The following is a 19867-nucleotide window of genomic DNA, read 5'->3' as shown; positions in this document are numbered from 1 at the left end:
CGGCAAAGCGCAGGGCCGTCTGAACCAAAAGTAAACTGGATCACAGCTGTTGTCGTCAAGTCTTTAACGCAATTGCTGGATAACGAAATGGTCTAGGGCTTGCGGATACCGGCATGCTGGAACACCAGGGCGGCGGCGCCAAGGGCCTCCGCACGGTCGCCGAGCGAGGACATGGCGAGGGTGGTGGTCTCACCGATGACCGGTACCGCATGACGGACCAGGCCCCGCCGGATGGGGTCCAGCAGGATGTCTCCCAGGCCTGCCAGCGGGCCTCCCACCACGATGACCTCAGGGTTGATCAGGTTGGCCACATTGCCCAGGGCGCGCCCCACTGCGAGCCCCGCATCATCCACGACGCGCAGCGTTGCCGAGTCCCTGTTCAGTGCCTTGCGGACAATGTCCGCCGGTGTCATGGGCCGGTCCTCACCGCGGCTGAGGAGCTCGATCATGGTGGTGGTGGAGGCGATGGTTTCCAGGCAGCCGCGGTTGCCGCAGCGGCATACCAGCCCCTGTTCGTGGATGGTGGCGTGGCCTATCTCGCCGGTGATTCCCACGTTGCCGTAGTAGGGGGCGCCATTGAGGATCAGGCCGGCGCCGATGCCCGATCCGATCTTCAGGAACATAAGGTTGCTGACCCCCGAGTGCTGCCCCCAGGTCACTTCGGACCACGCGCCCAGATTGGCGTCATTGTCAACAAAGACGGGGATTCTCAAGGTTTCCTCAAGATGCTGCAGGATGTTGATGCCCACCCACTCGGGGAGGATTGCGCCCTGCGCCACCGTTCCCGTCCGGCGGTCTATGGGGCCCGGAATGCCGACGCCGGCCCCCACCACGGACGTGCGCTCCACGCCGCTTTCGCGCAGCAGTTTCTCCAGCAGGGACACCGCTGCCTGGATGCCGTCGTCCGCCTGGTGGCCCAGCGGGAGCATGACCGATTCTTCGGCTATCACGTGGTAGCTAAGGGAGGCCAGGACCACGCGCAGGTGCCGTCGGCCGAAATCGATCCCCACAGCCACGGCGCCGTTGCTGTTCAGCCGCACGTTCAACGCCCGCCGCCCGGAACTGGTAATCGGTTCGGTGGATGCCAGCCCCGAATCCAGCATGATCCTGACGATATTGGAAACAGTTGCCGTGGACAGCCCGGTCTGCCGGGCCAGCTCCGCCTGGGTGGACGGGCCGCCCATCAGGGTCTCAATGATCCGCTGCTGGTTCTGCTGCCGCAGGGCGGACTGCGATCCGGGGTTCTTAGGTTTGCTCCTCGTTGAGCGCGTAGTTGCGGACATGCTAAGAAGATTGCCCTACCGCTCCGCTTGTAGTCAAGAAGTTAACGCAAGGGTGGGTCGGGAAGCGGTGGAAGGAGCGGGGAGCACCGCCGTGCATTCCGTCCCGGCGTCCAGCGCTGCAGGTCCAAACGACCCGCCAGCCACCGCTTGCGGCTGGCTAGGCTGGAAGACGGAAACAACCCCTGCCCCTCCACCTCCACGTGGACAGGCACAACGAAGGTGGTAACGATGCTGCTGTCCGTCCTGCAGGCCAACGCCGTGGTCCTGGACATCGAGGCCAATCTCCGGACCGTGGACCAGGCTGCCCGCCAGGCCGCGCAGGCCGGCGCCCACCTGCTGCTCACGCCGGAGCTCTTTCCCGTGGGCTACGCTCCGCTGCGGCTGCGCCGCGACCTTGATCCGGCGGCGATCCCCGCGGTCCGCGAACGGCTGGCCGGGATCGCCCGCAGTACCGGGGTCGCGCTCGTGTACAGCCTGCCGGCCCCGGCAGGTGGTGAAATGGAGTCCGCCGGTGGCAGTGGATGGCACATTTCAGCCACCCTGGTGGATGCCGGAGGCAGGGAAATCCTCACCTACGCCAAGGTGCACCTCTTCGGCGATGAGGAACGCAAGGCATTCGTCCCGGCCTCGCAACCTCCGGCCGTGGTGGATTTCCACGGCATCCGCACCTCTCTGCTGATTTGCTATGACATCGAGTTCCCCGAGGCCGCGCGGGAGGCTGCTGCCCGGGGCGCCGAACTGGTCCTGGTGCCCACCGCGTTGTCCGCGGGCTTCGAGGCGGTACCGCAGGTGCTCATCCGCGCCCGGGCGCTGGAAAGCCAGCTCCACGTGGCCTATGCGAACCACTGCGGAAGCGAGGACGCCTACATCTTCGGCGGTGGAAGCGTGGTGGCGGGACCTGACGGTGCGCTTCTTGCCGAGGCGGGGGACGGCCAGGCGCTGTTGTTTGCCGAGGTGGGGGCGGAGGCGGTCCGCGCCGCGCGGGAGGTGGTGCCGTACCTGCGGGAACGCCGGCCCGGGGTGTACCGGGAGTGGGAGGCGGACCGGCCGCAGGAACGGGGCCTGCCCGGGAACGGCCGGCCCTAGGCTGCGGTCAGTCCGCTCGGGCCACGCCGTCTGCGTATTGCAGCGCGATCCACAGTTCTGCGCGCACCTGTGCCTGGTTAAGGTCCATCTGCAGCAGTTCGCCCAGGACGCCGATCTGCCGGCGGACACTGTTCCGGTGCAGTCCCAGCAGTTTGGCGGAGGCGTCCCAGCTGCCGTTCTCGCTGAGCCAGCCGCGGAGGACGGCCAGCAGTGGGTGGCGCCGGTCCGGTTCCAGTGCCAGGACCGGCTGGAGGAGTCGTTCGGCCAGCAATGTGCCGGCCTCACGGCCCAGCAGCCCGGTCACGGACCAGGACACCTCATCGGCCCGGACGGTCCGGCCGCTGCGCTGGACCTGGCTGCGCAGGGAGGTGGCGCGCTGGTACGCGGCAGACAATCCGGTGAGCTCGGTCGGTTCGCCGATCACCAGGCGCCACCCCAGCCTCTCCACATCTGCGAGCAGGGCATCGTCCACCTTGAGCCGGGTCACGGCGGCGAACCCGTAGTCGGTGACCTCCACGAGCTTTGTGTCAAGCATCCGGCGCCACTGCAGCAGCTCCCGGACCGGGCCGTCACCCGCAGGCCACTGGGGCGCCTCGACATTGATGCCCTGCACGACGCGCATGGGCGCGGACCGGGTGGAGGAAAGACTCTGTGCCAGCAGGTCCTTGAGGCCGTTGAGGTGCCGGGTGCTGCCCGCAGCGAGGCTTTCGGGGTGCAGGAGGACGGCGGTGGCCAGCTGGCTCGGCGCCAGCGACCCGCTGGTGCGCTGCCGCACCAGCAGCTCGAGCAGTCCGACGGCGGACTGGACCACATTGTTCTGCGCAGGCGTCAACGGAGCGTCGGAGCCGAGAATCAGGGCGCCGAGGTTGGCGTCCTTGGTACTGCGCAGGGGATGGCCCACCACCAATGCAGATCCCGGCTGGTCAAAGCCGTCCATCTCCACCCTCGGCCCCCGGCCGGACAGCAACCGATCGAGCATGGGTTCCAGGAGGGAAAGGTCGACGGCGGTGCTGCCGCCGGCACTGGTGCCCCGGGCCCGGACCCGGCCGTCCGCGCCCACCAGGACCGCCCACACGGGGACGCGCTGGACCAGCGCGGCCAGGAGTTCATGCTCAGGCCGGGGGGAGAGGACGGCGCGCATGAGTTGCCGGTTGGTCTCCGCGAGTTGACGGAAAACCCGGGCATTGTCGGTTTCCAGGAGTTGTGAGAACTGGAGGCCGATCGCGGCAAAAGGAAGGGATTCCGGCACCTCGAACAACGTGAGGTTGTGCCGGCGGCATGCCTCCACCACCACGTCGGGAACGGCATCGAAATAGGGCCGGATCCCGAATCCCAGCGCCGCCACCTTGGCCTGGACCAGCCGCCGGACATACGCATCCACCCGTGCCGGCGTGCCGCCCCCGCCAAGGAAGGGGAGTCCGGCGGTGAGCAGGAACTCACCCTCCGGAAGGTAGGGAGTGGGGTCCTCCAGCTCGCTGGGCTCCACCCAGCGCAGGAGACGGCCGCCACTGCCGCCGTCGTGAAGGAGTTTCAATAACGGCGGCAGCTGGTCAAGGAACTGCTGCAGCGTGACAAAACTCAGCGGTCCGGACTCCCCTGGCTCAACCGTCATGGGTGCCTCCGGCGCGGGCCGGATCCCGGCAGCCGCGGCCTCCGGCGGCCGCAGGTGCCGGATTGCGGGATCCGCCGCGCTTGTGCATAAAGTCTCACGATGGATCACTATAAGTCATTTTGCACCAGGTTGAGAGTTGGCTCACATGCGAGTGTTGGTGAGGGGAAACCGACAACTACTCTGAAGGGACGTCAACGGTGACTGTGCCTGTGACCACCGAAAAGCCCACTGCGCCAAGCCCGGTACGGCCCGGCCTCCAGGCCCAGCTGCTGCGGCGTAAACCGATAGGACAAATGGTCAGCGAAGCCGAAGGCGGCGAAGGCGCCCCAAGGCTGCTCCGCAGCTTTGGCGTCCTGCACCTGACCATGATCAGTGTGGGGGCCACCCTGGGGACCGGCATCCTGGTGATCCTCGGCGAATCGGTGCCCCTTGCCGGGCCCGCCATCTGGATCTCCTTTGTCATTGCCGGCCTTGCCGCCCTGCTCTCCGCCGTCTCCTATGCCGAGATGGCGGGCCTGGTCCCGGTGGCGGGCTCCAGCTATTCCTACTCGTACGCCACCCTGGGCGAAGGCATGGCGTGGATCTGCGGTTGGTGCCTCGTCCTGGAATACGCGGTGTCTGTGGCCGCCGTGGCGGTGGGCGCCGGCCAGTATGTCAACGAGACGCTGGCGGCGTTCGGGCAGGTGCTGCCCGACGCAGTAGCCCAGCCGCCCGGCGATGGGGGACTGGTCAACGTTCCGGCGGTGGCCATCGTGGTGCTGGCCATGGTCCTGCTGGTCCGCGGAGCCCGGGAGAGCGCCCGGATCAACACGGCCATTGTCATCGTCAAAGTGGGCATCCTGCTGTTCTTCTGCGCCGTTGCCTTCACCGCCTTCAATGCCGGCAACTTCCAGCCGCTCCTGCCCATGGGCGCGGCCGGTGTCTCCGCCGCGGCCTCCAGGGTGTTCTTCTCCTACATCGGCTTCGATGCCGCCTCCACTGCCGGCGAGGAAGCCCGGGACCCCAAGCGCGACCTTCCCCGCGCCATCCTGCTGTCCATGGTGATCGTCACCGGCATCTACGTCCTGGTGGCGGTTGCTGCCATCGGCGCCCGCCCCTGGGGCTGGTTCGACGGCACCGAGGCCGCCCTGGTCCAGATCCTGGAGGAGACCACCCACCAGCCGTGGATCGCCCTGGTCTTCTCCGTCGGCGCTGTCCTCGCGATCGCCAGCATCGTGCTCACGGTCCTTTACGGGCAAACCCGGATCCTGCTGTCCATGTCGCGGGACGGGCTGGTCCCCAAGGTCTTCGGCCGGGTCTCCCGGCGCACCGGCACCCCGGCCGCCGGAACGCTCATTGTGGGTACCGCCGTCGCGCTCACCGCAGGCCTGGTGCCGCTTGGAGCCCTGGCCGACGCCACCAGCATCGGAACCTTGTTCGCGTTCGCACTGGTGAACATCGCCGTCATCCACCTGCGCCGCAACCGCCCGGACCTGAAGCGGAGCTTCCGGGTGCCGCTGTACCCCATCACTCCCGTGCTGGGCACGCTCATGTGTGCCTACCTGATGGCGAACCTGGGAGCCGATACCTGGGTCGTCTTCGGGGCCTGGATGCTGGTGGGCATCGCCATCTACTTCGGCTATGGACGCCGGAACTCCAAGGTAGCGGCGCTGAGTGAGCTCGACTACCGTGAACTGACCGCCAAGGCCCCGAGCCAGGAACCTGTGAAAGCAGAACAACCATGACCATCGCCACCGAACTGCCTTCCTTCGACCCCTCCAGCACCTCCACGCCGCCGGCGGACGCGGCCGGACGCGGCGCAGGCGGGCAGGCAGCGCCCATCACCATGCTGAACCCCGATTTCCCGTTCAGCTACGACCACTACCTGGCCCACCCGGACGGCCTGGGCACCGTCCCGCCGGAGCTGTACGGCGCGGAGGTGGCCGTCATCGGCGCCGGGCTCTCCGGCCTGGTGACCGCCTATGAACTCATGAAACTCGGGCTCCGGCCGGTGGTCTACGAGGCGGACCAGATCGGCGGGCGGCTCCGAACAGCTGCCTTCCCCGCAGCGCCGGGAGTGGTGGCGGACCTGGGCGGAATGCGGTTCCCGGTCTCTGGGAAGGCGTTCTACCACTACGTGGACCTGCTCGGGCTGGAAACGCAGGACTTCCCCAACCCCCTCGCCGAGGCAACGTCCAGCACCGTAATCGAACTGGCCGGCAAGAAACACTATGCCGAAAAGCCAAGCGACCTGCCGCCGTTCTTCCGCGAGGTGGCCGACGCCTGGAAGGCAGCAGTCAATGACGGCGCCAAGTTCGTGCAGATGCAGGACGCCATCAAGGCGCGGGACATGCCCAGGATCAAGGAACTCTGGAACGAACTGCTCCCGCTCATGGATGAACAGACCTTCTACGGTTTCATCGCCGCCAGCGATTCCTTCAAGAAGGCAGGGTTCGCCCACCGGGAGGCCTTCGGCCAGGTAGGGTTCGGCACCGGCGGCTGGGACACCGACTTCCCCAACTCCATCCTGGAAATCCTTCGCGTGGTCTACACCGACGCGGACGACCAGCACCGGCTGATCCGCGGGGGAGCGCAACGCCTGCCCGAGGCACTCTGGCAGCACGCGCCGTCGGACCTGGTGCACTGGCCTGCCGGCACCTCCCTGGCCTCGCTGCACTCGGGCTCGCCGCGCGGCGCCGTGGGGAAGATCAGCAGGGACCCTGACGGCAACCTGCGGGTCCGGGAGCGCTGGGGCCGCGAGGCCAGCTACCCGGCCGTGGTGACCACCTGCCAGTCGTGGCTGCTGTCCACCCGGATCCACACGGAGGAGGCCCTGTTCCCGGCCGAGCTCTGGACCGCAATGGAGAAATCGCACTACATGCAGTCCTCCAAGACGTTCGTGATGGTGGACCGGCCGTTCTGGAAGGACATCGACCCGGAAACGGGCAACGAGGTCCTGTCCATGACCCTGACCGACAGGCTGAACCGGGCCACCTACCTGCTGGACAACGGCCCGGACCAGCCCGCCGTCATCCTGCTCTCCTACACCTGGAACGACGACGCGCTGAAGTGGCTGGCCCTGGACGCCGACGAACGCGTGGAACTGATGCTGCACTCGCTTGAACAGATCTACCCCGGCGTGGACATCGCCGGCCACATCGTGGGCCAGCCCATCACCGTGTCCTGGGAGGCGGACCCCAACTTCATGGGTGCCTTCAAGGCCAACCTCCCCGGCCACTACCGCTACCAGCAGCGGGTGTTCACCCACTTCAAGCAGGACAAGCTGCCGGAGTCCCAGCGCGGCATCTTCCTGGCCGGCGACGACGTCTCCTTCACCGCCGGCTGGGCGGAAGGCGCGGTCACCACGGGGCTGAACGCGGTGTGGGGCGTGGTGAAGCACCTGGGCGGGTCCTCGGCGCCCGGAAATCCCGGCCCGGGCGACCTGCTGGACGAGTTCGGGCCGATCAGCCTGGACTGATCCAGGCCGGACTTGGTCAGGCGTGGAGCTCGCGGTGTTTCGCCGCGAGCTCCACGTAGCGCGCCGCATTGGCGCGCACGCCGTCGAACTCTTCATCCGAGAGCCCGCGGCGCACCTTGGCGGGAACCCCGGCCACCAGCGAGCGGGGCGGAACCACCGTCCCTTCCAGGACCACAGCGCCTGCGGCCACCAGCGAGCCGGCGCCGATCACTGCCCCGTTGAGGACGGTGGCGCCCATGCCGATCAGGCAGTCGTCCTCCACGGTGCAGCCGTGCACGACGGCGGCGTGGCCCACGCTGACCCGCTGGCCCACCGTGCAGGGGAAGCCGGGGTCGGCGTGCAGCACCACATTGTCCTGCAGGTTGCTTCCGGCGCCCACGGTGATGGCCGCGGTATCAGCCCGGACCGAGACACCATAGAACGCGCTGGCGTCCGCGCCCAGGGTGGCATTGCCGATGATCGAGGCCGACGGGGCCACGAACGCTGATTCATGGACAGCCGGGGAATTGCCGGCGAAAGGGTAAAGAGGAGCCATGGCTTCACCCTAAGCCACCCCTCCACCGAACTGGGTAGCTCAGGTGTCGTTTGGCAGCCCCAAAACGGCACCTTCTGCTACCTAGTTGAAGACCACCGTGCGGTTGCCGTCCAGCAGCACCCGGTGCTCGGCGTGCCACTGCACGGCCTGCACCAGGGTGCGGCCCTCCACGTCCCGGCCCATCTGGACGAACTGTTCGGGCGTTCGCGCATGGTCCACGCGGATGACTTCCTGTTCGATGATCGGACCCTCGTCCAGGGCGGCGGTCACATAGTGCGCGGTGGCCCCGATCAGCTTCACACCGCGTGCGTGCGCCTGGTGGTACGGCTTGGCACCCTTGAAGGACGGCAGGAACGAATGGTGGATGTTGATGGCCTTGCCGGTCAGGTCGGTGCAGAGCTCATCGGAGAGGATCTGCATGTAGCGGGCCAGGACGGTGAGCTGGATGTCGTGCTCGGCGATGAGGGCGCGCAGCTTGTCCTCGGCCTGCTCCTTGGTGTCCCGGGTCACAGGGATGTAGTGGAACGGGATGCCGTAGAACTCGGCGAGGCCTGCCAGGTCCTGGTGGTTGGAAACGATGGCGGGGATTTCGATGGGAAGGGTACCGGAGCGCTGCTGGAAGAGCAGGTCATTGAGGCAGTGGGCCGAGGTGCTGGCCATGACCAGCGTGCGCACCTTGTCACCGACGGTGTCGAGGTTCCACTGCATGGAAAATGCTTCCGCCACCGGTTCCAGCGCGGCGCGCAGCTCGGACTTCGGAGCCGCCGTGGTCACTTCCACGCGCATGAAGAAGTTGCCGGTGGAAGGGCTGCCGTACTGCTGCGAGTCCATGATGTTGCACCCTGCCACGAGCAGGGCTCCGGCCACGGCGTGGACGATTCCGGGGCGGTCCGGGCAGGACAGGGTGACGACGTACGCTTGGTTCAGCTGCTCATGATTCACGCGTAACAGCCTACCCGCGCCGCGGGTGCCGGTTTTGGTACGCTGGAAGGGTCGCAACTGGCGTTGGGTGGCTAACCACCAGGGAGCGGCAATCACGAAGACCACGGATCGTACGCCTGGGCCGAGGGTCATGTTTTGCCGGAATTGGGGCTGCTCCTGCGTCAGCACAGCAGCACCATGCCGGGCTTTCACGCCCTGTCATCAACGCGGTGCGGAAGCGCGCCAGCCGGTAGCCTGACCTATAGCAGTGCCCGTATCCCCAGCCAGGAGTACTTCGTGACTACTACAGCCACCTCAACCACCGCCGTCAGCAACCAGCCGCTGGCTGAGCTTGACCCCGAAATCGCAGCAGTCCTTGAGCAGGAGCTTGGCCGCCAGCGCGGCACCCTGGAGATGATTGCCTCCGAGAACTTCGCGCCCCGCGCCGTGATGGAAGCCCAGGGCTCGGTCCTCACCAACAAGTACGCCGAGGGCTACCCGGGCCGGCGCTACTACGGCGGCTGCGAATACGTCGACGTCGCCGAGCAACTGGCCATCGACAGGGTCAAGGCCCTGTTCGGCGCCGAGTTCGCCAACGTCCAGCCGCACTCCGGCGCGCAGGCCAACGCCGCCGCGCTGTCCGCCATGATCACACCCGGCGACAAGATCCTGGGCCTGTCCCTGGCCCACGGCGGCCACCTGACCCACGGCATGAAGCTGAACTTCTCCGGCAAGCTGTACAACGTGGCCGCCTACCAGGTGGAGGAAGACAACTTCCGCATCGACATGGACAAGCTCCGCGAGCAGGCCATCGCCGAGAAGCCCCAGGTCATCATCGCCGGCTGGTCCGCCTACCCCCGCCACCTGGACTTCGCCGCGTTCCGCTCCATCGCCGATGAAGTGGGCGCGCTCCTCTGGACCGACATGGCACACTTCGCCGGCCTGGTGGCAGCCGGCCTGCACCCCAGCCCCGTCCCGCACTCCGACGTCGTCACCTCCACCGTGCACAAGACCCTGGCCGGTCCCCGCTCGGGCGTGATCCTTGCCAAAGAGCAGTGGGCCAAGAAGCTGAACTCCAGCGTCTTCCCGGGCCAGCAGGGCGGCCCGCTGATGCACGTCATCGCTGCCAAGGCCGTGGCCTTCAAGATCGCCGGCACCCGGGAATTCAAGGAGCGCCAGGAGCGCGTCCTGGAAGGCGCCAGGATCATCGCTGACCGCCTGAACCAGGCAGACGTCGCCGAAGCCGGCGTCTCCGTCCTCACCGGCGGCACCGACGTGCACCTGGTACTGGTTGACCTCCGCAACTCGCAGCTGGACGGCCAGCAGGCGGAGGACCTCCTGCACTCCGTGGGCATCACCGTGAACCGCAACGCCGTGCCGTTCGACCCGCGCCCGCCGATGGTCACCTCCGGCCTGCGCATTGGGACCCCGGCCCTGGCTACCCGCGGCTTTGGTGCCAACGAGTTCACCGAGGTGGCAGAGATCATCGCCACTGCGCTCAAGGCAGGCGCCAGCGCCGACGTCGAGGCCCTCCAGTCCCGCGTGGACAAGCTGGCTGCCGACTTCCCGCTGTACCCCCAGCACGAGCAGTGGTAACCCATGGCTGAAACCACAACCGCACAGATCCTTGACGGCAAGGCCACCTCTGCTGCCATCAAGGCCGAGCTGACCGAACGCGTGGCCGCACTCAAGGCCAAGGGCGTCACCCCCGGCATCGCCACTGTGCTGGTGGGCGCTGACCCCGCCTCGCAGCTGTACGTCTCCATGAAGCACAAGCAGTCCGTGCAGATCGGGATGAACTCCATCCAGCGCGAGCTTCCGGCGGACGCCACCCAGGAACAGGTGGAGGCCCTCATTGACGAACTCAATGCAGACCCCTCCTGCCACGGCTACATCGTTCAGCTGCCGCTGCCCAAGCACCTGGACACGGACGCAATCCTGGAGCGGATCGACCCCGCCAAGGATGCGGACGGGCTGCACCCCACCAACCTCGGCCGGCTGGTGCTCAACGTCAACAACAAGATCACCACGCCGCTGCCGTGCACGCCCCGCGGCGTCATCGAGCTGCTCGAGCGCAACGGATACAGCCTGGCCGGCAAGCACGTTGTGGTGGTGGGCCGCGGCGTCACCATCGGCCGCTCGATCGGCCTGCTGCTCACGCGGCGGGAGGTCAACGCCACCGTGACTTTGACCCACACGGGTACCACCAACCTGTCCGAACTGCTGCGGCAGGCGGACGTCATCGTGGGTGCCGCAGGCGTCAAGCACATCGTGAAGGCCGCTGATGTGAAGCCGGGCGCTGCCCTGCTGGACGTCGGCGTCACACGGGAGACCGATCCGGAGACCGGCAAGAGCCGTGTCTACGGCGACATCGATCCCGCCGCCGCGGAGGTGGCGGGCTGGATTTCGCCAAACCCCGGCGGAGTGGGCCCCATGACGGTGGCGCTGCTGATGACCAACGTGGTGGAGGCCGCGGAACGCGCAGCAGGCGTCGGAGAGTAGCACCGGCCCCGAACGCTCGACGGCGGCACGGCACCTTCCGTATGGAGGGCGCCGTGCCGCCGTCGGCCATTTAAGCGCAGCGCGGGGTAAGCCCGGCGCGGCCGTGCTTGTACTCCCGGGGGAGTACAAGCGGTACGCCGCCCACCTGACGACTTTCACCGTGCGCGGGAATAGGCTCGGACCATGCAGCGCCGTTTCCGGGGACCACCCACCGCCGTCATCGTGGTGGTGGTCGCCGTGATCCAGGTGGCGGGATCGGCGTTCGCCTCCCTGCGGCAGCCCGGACACGCGCCCCTGGACCCCCTGGCGCTCGCGTTGCTGCTGCTGGGGCCGGCCGCACTGGCTTTCCGCCGGCGCGCGCCGCTGGTGATGCTGCCCGTTGCCGCCGGGGCCACCGCAGCCTACCTTGCCCTGGGCTACGCCTGGGGCCCGGTGGTCCTCTCCTTCGCGATGGCCCTGATCCTGACGGCGGCGGCCGGGAAGCGCGCTGTGGCATGGTCGGGAGCCGCCGCGGGAATCCTCGCATTGTTTCTTGCCGCTGCGCGCAGCGGCGATGAAGCGGCGTTCGTCCGCGCCTTCGCCGGGTCCTCATGGCTGGCCATCCTGGTCCTGGTCGGGGAAGGGGTGCGGTTCCGCGGCGAACGGGTTGCCGAACGGCACCGCCAGGCGGCCGCGGCGGAACAGGCTGCCCGCGATGAATACCGGCTTGCCCTTGCGCGGGACATCCATGACGTGGTGGCCCATTCGCTGTCCCTGATAAACGTCCGGGCCTCGGTGGCGCTGCACCTGGGCGAGAAGGATCCGGCGCAGTTCCGCCCTGCCCTGGAGACCATCAAGGCAGCGAGCAGGGAATCACTGGCTGAAGTCCGCCAGCTGCTGGGCGTGCTCCGGGAAGATGCGCCGTTGAGCCCCACCAGCCGGCCCAGCCTGGCCCGGGTTCCGGAAATCGTAGAGAACGCGCGGCGGGCCGGGCTCGATGTCCGGCTCCTGGCCGGCCCCGGCAGTGACCACGTTCCCACTGCAGCCCAGGAAGCGGCGTACCGGATTGTGCAGGAGGCCTTGACAAACGTGGGCCGGCATTCCGGCGCGCGTTCGGCCCAGGTGTCCATCCACGCGGCGAAAGGGGAGTTACTGGTGACCATAGACGACGACGGCGCCGGGGCCGGCACAGCGCCCGAAGGTAACGGCATTACCGGCATGCGGGAACGGGTGGCAGCCTTGAGCTGGGGCCGGCCCACTCCGGTACGGGCTGGCGGGTCCGTGCGGTCCTCCCGCTGGCCGCCCGTGCAGGGCAGGAACCGGGATGATCAGGATCCTGCTGGCCGATGACCAGAACCTGATCCGGGCGGGCTTCCGGGCGTTGCTGGACGCCGAAGCGGACATGAAGGTCGTGGCCGAGTGCGGGACCGGGCGCGACGCGGTCCGGCTTGCCCGGCAGTGGCAACCCGACGTGGTCCTGATGGATATCCGCATGCCGGACGGTGATGGCCTGGAGGCAACGCGGCAGATCCTCTCCGACCCTGCGCTGCCAGGTACCCGGGTGGTCATGCTCACCACCTTCGAGCTGGACGAATACATCGCCGAGGCCGTGCGGGCCGGCGCCGCCGGTTTCCTGGTCAAGGACACTGAACCGGCCGAGCTCCTGCGCGCCGTCCGCATTGTGCACGACGGCGATGCGCTGCTGTCGCCCTCGGTGACCCGGCGGATCATGGCCCAGTTGGCGCGGCACTCCCGCGCCGCCGAACGGCCGGTGGCACTGGACCGCATCACCGACCGGGAGCGGGAAGTCCTCCAGCTTGTGGGGGAGGGTTTGAACAACGCGGAAATCGCCGGGCGCCTGTTCATCACCCCGCTCACGGCAAAGACGCATGTCTCGCGGATCATGGCGAAGCTGATGGTCAGGGACAGGGCGCAGCTGGTGGTGCTGGCCTACGAATCCGGACTGGTCCGGCCGGGCTGGGCAGGCTGAGGCCCGTACCAGGTGCAGCCGCAGGCCTCCCGGGGGAGTACGTGGCCCGGTGAAGGTGACTCCCGCCGCCGGACGCGCCGGCCGGCTGCGGCAACGACACTCGATACAAGGCCGGATCCCCGGCCGGTCGAGAGAGTCTGGAGAACGAAAATGTTGCCATCACTGACCACCGCGCTGTCTACTGCGGGCGTGTCCACCGCAGCCCTGACCGCCGCTACGCAGGTGCCGGCCGATACGGTCGTCTACGGCCCCTGGCACGGTGCCTTTTCCCCCTGGTTCCTGTTGTTCCCGCTCTTCTGGATCCTGGTGATCGCGCTGTTCATCTTCGTGGCCCGAAGGACCTGGCGCCGGAACCAGCACTGGGCAGCCGGCCAGGGGGCCGAAGGCGTGCTGCGCGAACGCTACGCCCGGGGGGAGGTGGACGAGACCGAGTACCGGCAACGGCTGGAGGTCCTCCGCAGCGGGGACCGACGGCAGACGTGACCGGACCCGCCGGAGCTGAACGCCGGAGCTGTTCGCCGGGGGTGGAAGGCGGCCGAAGCACAGGCCGGTGTTTGAGACAATAGCTGCATGCGAACTTTGGGCAGCTCCTCGTCATCCGCCAAACCCGCCAGGGCCGGTTTCTCGATGTTCCGGATCAGCGGGCCGGGCCTGATGGTCCTGGTGACGGCGTTCGTTGTTGCCGTCATCTTCGCCGCCAACCAGAACGACGTCGTGGGCTGGGTTGTTGCCGTCATCGCCGCCTTCTGGCTGGCACTGGCCCTGTTCGTGGTCTTCAGCATCCAGCGGGCCGCCAAGAAGGCCGGCGCCAAGCTGTCCGAGGCTCAAAGCGCCTTCCACACCGCAACCGGCCGGGCCCCGGTGCAGGCATCAGCGGACCATGGGGGCACCCGGGTGGTCTACGAACGGACCGAGGCCGACGAAGTGCGCGACCTGAAACTGGACCACTCGTTCAAAATCGTCCAGGTGCAGATCCGCGTAGTGGAAGAGGAACGGGCCAAGGGCGCCGCGGCCAACCAGGACACCATCAACCGCGCCCTCGAGACGATTGAGATCACGGCCACCAACGCCCGGGACATGATCAAGTCCTCCGGCGGCAGCGGCGAGCCGGTGACCGGAACCATCATCGACTAGAGTGGAGCGGGTGAGCTCGGCATTGAACAAGGACCACCTTCGCATCGCATCAGTCAACGTCAACGGCCTCCGGGCTGCCTACAAAAACGGCATGGCGGCGTGGCTGGAGCCGCGCGAAGTGGACATCCTCTGCCTGCAGGAAGTGCGCGCCCCCGACGCGATCGTCCGGGAGTTGCTCGGGGAAGGATGGCACATCCTGCACGCCGAGGCGGAAGCAAAAGGCCGTGCCGGCGTCGCCATCGCCTCCCGCCAGGAGCCGCTCGAAACCAGGAACGGCATTGGGGACGACTACTTCGCCACGGCCGGGCGCTGGGTGGAGGCTGATTTCCGCGTTCCGGACGCCGCCGGGAACCCCGTCCAGCTCACCGTTGCCAGCGCCTACGTGCACTCCGGTGAGGCAGGGACACCCAAGCAGGACGACAAGTACCGCTTCCTTGACGTCATGAGCACCCGGCTTCCGGAGCTGACCAAGCACAGCGACCACGCGCTGGTGGTGGGGGACCTGAATGTCGCCCACACGCCCCGGGACATTCGGAACTCCAAGGGCAACCTCAAGAAAGCCGGCCACCTGCCGGAGGAACGCGCCTACTTTGACCGTTTCTTTGGTGAGGAAATCGGCTGGCATGACGTCCACCGGAACCTTGCCGGCGACGTCGACGGGCCGTACACGTGGTGGTCCTGGCGCGGCAAGGCGTTCGATAACGACACCGGGTGGCGCATCGACTACCACATGGCCACCCCCGGACTGGCAGCGTCCGCCATTTCGGCCGTTGTTGACCGTGCAGCCTCCTGGGATACCCGCTTCTCCGATCACGCCCCGCTGGTAGTGGACTACCAGCTCTGAGCCCGAAAGTTTTTCCATGACCACCCAGACTTCCTCCACTGCCAAGAAGCGCATCCTTTCCGGCGCCAAGCCCACCGCGGATTCCCTGCACCTGGGCAATTACATCGGCGCTGTGCGCAACTGGGTGGACATGCAGGCGGAATACGACGCCGTCTTCTTTATCCCGGACCTGCACGCCATCACGGTGGATTTCGACCCCGCCGAGCTGGCCAGGCGCACCCGCATCGTGGCGGCGCAGTACATTGCCGCCGGCATCGACCCGGACAAGAGCATCTTCTTTGTCCAGTCCCATGTCCCGGAGCACGCGCAGCTTGCCTGGGCGCTGAACTGCATCACCGGCTTCGGTGAGGCGTCCCGTATGACGCAGTTCAAGGACAAGACCCAGAAGTCTGGCGCTGACGCCGCAACGCTGGGCCTTTTCGCCTACCCCACGCTGATGGCCGCCGATATCCTCCTCTACCAGAGCGACCTGGTGCCGGTGGGCGAGGACCAGCGGCAGCACCTGGAGCTGACCCGGAACCTCGCGCAGCGTTTCAACACCCGGTTTGGCCACACGTTCACGGTTCCGGAGGCCACGATCGTGAAGGAAAGCGCCAAGATCTACGACCTCCAGAATCCCAGCGCCAAGATGTCCAAGACGGGGGAGTCCCCCAACGGTGCCATCCAGCTGCTGGAGGATCCCAAGATCGCCGCAAAGCGCATCAAGTCGGCAGTGACCGACGCCGGCACGGACATCCGCTTCGACGCTGAGGAGAAGCCCGGGGTTTCCAACCTGCTCACCATTTACTCGTCCCTCACCGGAAAGTCCGTGGCGGACCTTGAAGCCGAGTACCAGGGGAAGATGTACGGGCACCTCAAGGTGGACCTCGCCGAGGTGGTGGTGGACTTCATCACCCCGCTCCGCAACCGGACAAACGAGCTCATGGCCGATCCCGCCGAGCTTGACCGGCTGCTGGCCCTCGGCGCGGACCGGGCCCGGGAGATCGCCTCGGCCACCTTGGGCCAGGTGTACCAGCGCATGGGTTTCCTGCCGTCCCTCAGCCTCGCAGGGGTCCGCTAGCGCCATGTCTTCGAGAAACGTCACCGCCAGGGGAGGTGCCTGCTCTGCCGGCCAGGTGGAGCGGACCCTGGCCGACCGCTTCGAAGACGAGTCCGGCCACGCTGCGGCTGCTGACCATGAGCCGGCCCGCAGCGATGAGATCAGTGTGGGCGTCATCCTGGGCTTTCCAGACGAGATTGCCGGGGAACTGCAGCGCTGGCGGGCGTCCTTCGGCGATCCCCTGGCCGAAGTGGTGCCCGCGCACATCACGCTGGTGACCACCACCCCCACCCAGGACTGGGAGGCCACCCGCCGGCATGTCCGCGAGGTGGCCCGCTGCCAGAGCCCCTTCATGGTCACCATCGCCGGGACCGGAACCTTCAGGCCCGTTTCACCCGTGGTCTTCATCCGGGTGGAGGACGGGTTCGAGCACTGCGTGGACTTGCACCGCAAGCTGCAGCAGGGACCCCTCCACCGTGAACTGCCCTTCCCTTATCACCCACACGTCACCATCGCCCACGATGTCGCCCCCGAAAGCCTGGATGAGGCCGAAACGGTGCTCAAGAACTATAAAGCCACCTTCCCGGTGGTTAGCATGGGACTCTATGAGCATGATGCCGAGGGCATCTGGCAGCTACGGGAAGAGCTGGATTTTGGGACCGAAACTGACAACCACGACGGCACCCGATTCACGGACGCTGCCGCGGACACCACAACCGAAGGCGCCTGACCAGCAGCCGCTGCCCACTGAGCATGCCCAGCTTAAGCTGGCCGCCATCCAGAAAAGGATGGCCTGGGGCAAAGCCAGGAGATCCGGCGTCGGGCTGTTACCACGCCTGATGGCCATGATCCTGTGGCTGCAGGCCAAGCTCAACACCCTGCGCCCGATGCGCGCGTTCCAGCATTACAACCTCCAGCACGGCCCCTTGCTGAGCGCCGGCATTGGCTTCCGGATGTTCTTCTCCATCACCGGGCTCCTGACCACCGGCTTCTCGGTTGCGGGACTTGTCCTGAGGGGCCAGCCGGCCCTGCTTGACACCATCATCAGCAGCGTGGCAACAAGCGCCCCCGGACTTTTGAAGGTCAACGGCGGGGAGGGACTGGTGGATCCCAAGGACCTGCTCGATCCCAACGGACTTGGCTGGACTGCGCTGATCAGTGCCGTGGTCACGGTCGTCACGTCCCTGGGATGGATCAACGGGCTCCGGGACGGCCTCCGCGGCGTGCTGCAGCTGCCGCCGCTGATGGTCAACCCCATCCTGATGAAGCTGCGCGATTCCGGCACCCTGCTGCTGCTGGGCACCGCCCTGGTCATCAGTGCCGGCGCCTCCCTGGTCTTCGGCACCGCTGCCGGATGGGTCTCGGACTTCCTGCACCTCAGCGATGCCCTCGCCGGCCCCCTCACCACGTCCGTGAAGATCGTCGTGCCGCTGGTCCTGAACTGGGTCACGGCACTGGTCATGTTCCGGCTGGCCGCGGGGCTGAAGCTGTCCCGCCAGGCGCTGCTGGAAGGGACCATCCTGGCCGCCGTCGGCACCACCGTCCTGCAGATCTTCAGCACCGAGCTGCTTGGCGGCGCCAGCCGCAATCCCATCCTGGCGCCGTTCGCCATCATCATCGGCCTGCTCATCTGGTTCAACCTGGTCAGCCAGGTCTACCTTGTCTCCGCGGGGTGGTCCGCCGTCCGCGAGGCCGACCTGGAGTCCGGCTCAGCCCCGCGGAAGGCAATCCTCGGGGCCCGGCGGGCAACGCCCCAGACCTGACCCGCAGCCATTCTGAGGCGGGGGGCGCTTGGGTCAGGCGGAGGCCGCATCAAGGTACTGGTCGGCCCAGGCTGCGATGATCCTCGCTGCACGGGCAGCCTGGCCCTTCCCGGTCAGGAGGTGGTCGCTTCCCTCCAGGGAGACGAAATTCCGGGGGTGCCGGGCGGTCTGGAAGATGGTGCTCGCATTCTCGATCCCCACGGTGTTATCGGTGGGGGAGTGCAGGACCATCAGCGGCTTATGCAGTTGCCGGATGCAGTCAGTCAGGTCAGCGTTCTCCAGGTCCTCCACGAAGTGCCGGCGGATCTCCACCCGCTTGCCGCCCAGGTCCACCTCGGCGCTGCCCTCATTCAGGATCCTGTCCAGGGCGGCATCGAACACGTGGGCCACGTGCTTGGGCGAGAACGGAGCCCCCACCGTGGCCACGGCATCGAGTTCGGGAATGTCCCTGGCAGCGGCAAGGACGGCCGCGCCGCCGAATGAATGGCCCACCAGCAGCGAGATTTCCTTGCCCTCACCGCGCATGAACTCCGCAGCCTTCACCGTGTCAGCCACCTTGTGGCTGAACGATCCCGCGGACCATTCCCCGGCGGACCCGCCGAGGCCCAGGTTGTCGAAGCGCAGCATGCCGATTCCGCTGTCCGCCAGCGCCTTGCACATCCTGGAGGCGGAGGGGCTGTCCTTGCCCAGCGTAAAGCCGTGCGAAAACACCCCCCAGCCCTTGACGGGCCCTTCGGGAAGGTCAATGATGCCGGACAGCATTTCGCCGGTGGAGCCGGCGAAGGACACTTTTTCGGTGCGGGACATGGGGCCCTTTCTGCGGGCGGACAGCTTGCTGATAGAGCATCCGGGGTGAATAGGTGTTGAAAACGAACGACGGCGCCCTCCACCACGTGTGGTGAGGGACGCCGTCGGCCGTCTACCTGGAGTTGAAGGTGCTAGATCTTGCGGGCCAGGATGGCCTGCTTGACCTCCGCGATGGCCTGCGTGACCTGGATGCCGCGGGGGCATGCCTCGGAGCAGTTGAAGGTGGTGCGGCAGCGCCACACGCCTTCCTTGTCATTGAGGATTTCCAGGCGCATGTCGCCGGCGTCATCACGGGAGTCGAAGATGAAGCGGTGTGCGTTCACGATTGCGGCGGGGCCGAAGTACTGCCCGTCCGTCCAGAACACGGGGCAGGATGACGTGCACGCGGCGCAAAGGATGCACTTGGTGGTGTCATCAAAGCGCTCACGGTCCTCTGCGGACTGCAGGCGCTCCCGGGTGGGCTCGTGGCCCTTGTTGATGAGGAAGGGCATGACTTCGCGGTACGACTGGAAGAAGGGCTCCATGTCCACGATCAGGTCCTTCTCCACCGGAAGGCCCTTGATGGGTTCCACCGTGATGGGCTTGGACGTGTCCAGGTCCTTCAGCAGGGTCTTGCAGGCCAGGCGGTTGCGGCCGTTGATGCGCATGGCATCCGAGCCGCACACGCCGTGTGCGCAGGAGCGGCGGAAGGACAGGGTGCCGTCCGTTTCCCACTTCACCTTGTGCAGGGCGTCAAGGACACGGTCCGTGCCGTACATGGTCAGGTGGAAGTCGTCCCAGGTTGCTTCCTCCGAAACCTCCGGGTTGTAGCGGCGGACGCGCAGGTGGACGTCGAACGAGGGGATTTCCCCGGCCCCGCCAACGCCGGCAGGAAGTTCAACCTTTGAGGCTGGCTCAGCGATTTCAGCGGTCATC

At 67.1% G+C, this 19867-nt stretch carries 19 protein-coding genes and 1 riboswitch; of the genes, 13 read left to right on the top strand and 6 right to left on the bottom strand.

Translation table 11 applies throughout. From position 1 onward, the window contains the following. Positions 1-92: 92 nt before the first annotated feature. Positions 93-1283 carry an ROK family transcriptional regulator gene (locus J2T23_RS13265; protein WP_141161231.1) on the bottom strand — a complete coding sequence of 397 codons (1191 nt, stop codon included), beginning with the start codon at positions 1281-1283 and terminating at the stop codon, positions 93-95. 228 nt (positions 1284-1511) lie between these two features. Between J2T23_RS13265 and J2T23_RS13260 the strand changes: the two genes are divergently transcribed. Then, the gene (locus tag J2T23_RS13260; RefSeq protein ID WP_307360617.1) at positions 1512-2369 is read left to right on the top strand and encodes a nitrilase-related carbon-nitrogen hydrolase; all 858 of its coding nucleotides are present in this window, start codon (positions 1512-1514) and stop codon (positions 2367-2369) included. A 7-nt stretch (positions 2370-2376) separates the two neighbouring features. On the opposite strand, the gene J2T23_RS13255 is transcribed toward J2T23_RS13260, so the two are convergent. After that, positions 2377-3981, bottom strand: a complete 1605-nt coding sequence (locus J2T23_RS13255; protein WP_307360615.1) for a PucR family transcriptional regulator — start codon at positions 3979-3981, stop codon at positions 2377-2379. A gap of 197 nt (positions 3982-4178) precedes the next feature. On the opposite strand from J2T23_RS13255, the gene J2T23_RS13250 reads away from it, so the two are divergent. Continuing rightward, complete coding sequence (locus tag J2T23_RS13250) at positions 4179-5705, top strand: amino acid permease (protein ID WP_307360612.1); 1527 nt, start codon at positions 4179-4181, stop codon at positions 5703-5705. Further along, entirely contained in the window at positions 5702-7438 is a 1737-nt protein-coding gene (locus J2T23_RS13245; RefSeq protein ID WP_307360610.1) for a flavin monoamine oxidase family protein, read from the top strand. Before J2T23_RS13250 ends, J2T23_RS13245 begins: the two co-directional genes overlap by 4 nt. Before the next feature lie 16 nt (positions 7439-7454). On the opposite strand, the gene J2T23_RS13240 is transcribed toward J2T23_RS13245, so the two are convergent. Together J2T23_RS13240 and purU are read right to left on the bottom strand one after the other, a co-directional pair. Then, positions 7455-7973: a gamma carbonic anhydrase family protein gene (locus J2T23_RS13240; RefSeq protein ID WP_141161227.1), complete on the bottom strand. Its 519-nt coding sequence runs from the start codon at positions 7971-7973 to the stop codon at positions 7455-7457. Positions 7974-8054: 81 nt separating this feature from the next. Further along, positions 8055-8915 (bottom strand): formyltetrahydrofolate deformylase, encoded by an 861-nt coding sequence (gene purU / locus J2T23_RS13235; protein WP_307360608.1) that lies wholly within the window; start codon positions 8913-8915, stop codon positions 8055-8057. A gap of 43 nt (positions 8916-8958) precedes the next feature. Beyond that, positions 8959-9044: riboswitch (ZMP/ZTP riboswitch) on the top strand. Between the two features lie 147 nt (positions 9045-9191). Here purU and glyA point away from each other — a divergent pair. The 10 genes from glyA (at position 9192) to J2T23_RS13185 (ending at position 18145) form a co-directional block, all read left to right on the top strand. After that, on the top strand, positions 9192-10490 hold the full coding sequence (gene glyA, locus J2T23_RS13230; RefSeq protein ID WP_141181010.1) for a serine hydroxymethyltransferase: 1299 nt from the start codon (positions 9192-9194) through the stop codon (positions 10488-10490). 3 nt (positions 10491-10493) lie between these two features. Next, complete coding sequence (locus J2T23_RS13225) at positions 10494-11396, top strand: bifunctional methylenetetrahydrofolate dehydrogenase/methenyltetrahydrofolate cyclohydrolase (RefSeq protein WP_307360605.1); 903 nt, start codon at positions 10494-10496, stop codon at positions 11394-11396. Positions 11397-11579: 183 nt separating this feature from the next. Further along, the gene (locus J2T23_RS13220; RefSeq protein WP_307360602.1) at positions 11580-12725 is read left to right on the top strand and encodes a sensor histidine kinase; all 1146 of its coding nucleotides are present in this window, start codon (positions 11580-11582) and stop codon (positions 12723-12725) included. Next, entirely contained in the window at positions 12700-13365 is a 666-nt protein-coding gene (locus J2T23_RS13215; protein WP_307360600.1) for a response regulator, read from the top strand. The genes J2T23_RS13220 and J2T23_RS13215 overlap by 26 nt, the downstream gene beginning before the upstream one ends. Before the next feature lie 150 nt (positions 13366-13515). Then, positions 13516-13848 carry an SHOCT domain-containing protein gene (locus tag J2T23_RS13210; RefSeq protein WP_141161221.1) on the top strand — a complete coding sequence of 111 codons (333 nt, stop codon included), beginning with the start codon at positions 13516-13518 and terminating at the stop codon, positions 13846-13848. A gap of 87 nt (positions 13849-13935) precedes the next feature. Further along, positions 13936-14499: a hypothetical protein gene (locus tag J2T23_RS13205; protein ID WP_141161220.1), complete on the top strand. Its 564-nt coding sequence runs from the start codon at positions 13936-13938 to the stop codon at positions 14497-14499. 10 nt (positions 14500-14509) lie between these two features. Beyond that, positions 14510-15343: an exodeoxyribonuclease III gene (locus J2T23_RS13200; RefSeq protein ID WP_141161219.1), complete on the top strand. Its 834-nt coding sequence runs from the start codon at positions 14510-14512 to the stop codon at positions 15341-15343. Positions 15344-15359: 16 nt separating this feature from the next. Further along, a complete protein-coding gene (gene trpS / locus J2T23_RS13195; RefSeq protein WP_141161218.1) occupies positions 15360-16403 on the top strand; it encodes a tryptophan--tRNA ligase in 1044 nt (347 codons plus the stop codon). A 4-nt stretch (positions 16404-16407) separates the two neighbouring features. Next, positions 16408-17112: a 2'-5' RNA ligase family protein gene (locus tag J2T23_RS13190; RefSeq protein ID WP_141161217.1), complete on the top strand. Its 705-nt coding sequence runs from the start codon at positions 16408-16410 to the stop codon at positions 17110-17112. Between the two features lie 109 nt (positions 17113-17221). Further along, positions 17222-18145 (top strand): YihY/virulence factor BrkB family protein, encoded by a 924-nt coding sequence (locus J2T23_RS13185; RefSeq protein WP_141161216.1) that lies wholly within the window; start codon positions 17222-17224, stop codon positions 18143-18145. Positions 18146-18178: 33 nt separating this feature from the next. Here the strand turns inward: J2T23_RS13185 and J2T23_RS13180 are convergent, their stop codons facing one another. Beyond that, positions 18179-18952, bottom strand: coding sequence for an alpha/beta hydrolase family protein (locus J2T23_RS13180; protein ID WP_141181014.1), 774 nt, complete (start codon positions 18950-18952; stop codon positions 18179-18181). A 131-nt stretch (positions 18953-19083) separates the two neighbouring features. After that, positions 19084-19866, bottom strand: coding sequence for a succinate dehydrogenase iron-sulfur subunit (locus tag J2T23_RS13175; protein ID WP_141161215.1), 783 nt, complete (start codon positions 19864-19866; stop codon positions 19084-19086). Between the last annotated feature and the right edge of the window lies 1 nt (position 19867).

The organism is Pseudarthrobacter niigatensis (assembly GCF_030812615.1).
Lineage (GTDB): Bacteria > Actinomycetota > Actinomycetes > Actinomycetales > Micrococcaceae > Arthrobacter > Arthrobacter niigatensis.
This window is presented reverse-complemented; position numbering and strand designations above follow the sequence as displayed.

What these genes read in the sequence shown, in the direction of transcription:
- J2T23_RS13265 (WP_141161231.1), bottom strand. Translation starts at nt 1,283, where the DNA reads ATGTCCGCAACTACGCGCTCAACGAGGAGCAAACCTAAGAACCCCGGA.
- J2T23_RS13260 (WP_307360617.1), top strand. Translation starts at nt 1,512, where the DNA reads ATGCTGCTGTCCGTCCTGCAGGCCAACGCCGTGGTCCTGGACATCGAG.
- J2T23_RS13255 (WP_307360615.1), bottom strand. Translation starts at nt 3,981, where the DNA reads ATGACGGTTGAGCCAGGGGAGTCCGGACCGCTGAGTTTTGTCACGCTG.
- J2T23_RS13245 (WP_307360610.1), top strand. Translation starts at nt 5,702, where the DNA reads ATGACCATCGCCACCGAACTGCCTTCCTTCGACCCCTCCAGCACCTCC.
- J2T23_RS13240 (WP_141161227.1), bottom strand. Translation starts at nt 7,973, where the DNA reads ATGGCTCCTCTTTACCCTTTCGCCGGCAATTCCCCGGCTGTCCATGAA.
- J2T23_RS13225 (WP_307360605.1), top strand. Translation starts at nt 10,494, where the DNA reads ATGGCTGAAACCACAACCGCACAGATCCTTGACGGCAAGGCCACCTCT.
- J2T23_RS13220 (WP_307360602.1), top strand. Translation starts at nt 11,580, where the DNA reads ATGCAGCGCCGTTTCCGGGGACCACCCACCGCCGTCATCGTGGTGGTG.
- J2T23_RS13215 (WP_307360600.1), top strand. Translation starts at nt 12,700, where the DNA reads ATGATCAGGATCCTGCTGGCCGATGACCAGAACCTGATCCGGGCGGGC.
- J2T23_RS13210 (WP_141161221.1), top strand. Translation starts at nt 13,516, where the DNA reads ATGTTGCCATCACTGACCACCGCGCTGTCTACTGCGGGCGTGTCCACC.
- J2T23_RS13205 (WP_141161220.1), top strand. Translation starts at nt 13,936, where the DNA reads ATGCGAACTTTGGGCAGCTCCTCGTCATCCGCCAAACCCGCCAGGGCC.
- trpS (WP_141161218.1), top strand. Translation starts at nt 15,360, where the DNA reads ATGACCACCCAGACTTCCTCCACTGCCAAGAAGCGCATCCTTTCCGGC.
- J2T23_RS13190 (WP_141161217.1), top strand. Translation starts at nt 16,408, where the DNA reads ATGTCTTCGAGAAACGTCACCGCCAGGGGAGGTGCCTGCTCTGCCGGC.
- J2T23_RS13185 (WP_141161216.1), top strand. Translation starts at nt 17,222, where the DNA reads ATGGCCATGATCCTGTGGCTGCAGGCCAAGCTCAACACCCTGCGCCCG.
- J2T23_RS13180 (WP_141181014.1), bottom strand. Translation starts at nt 18,952, where the DNA reads ATGTCCCGCACCGAAAAAGTGTCCTTCGCCGGCTCCACCGGCGAAATG.
- J2T23_RS13175 (WP_141161215.1), bottom strand. Translation starts at nt 19,866, where the DNA reads ATGACCGCTGAAATCGCTGAGCCAGCCTCAAAGGTTGAACTTCCTGCC.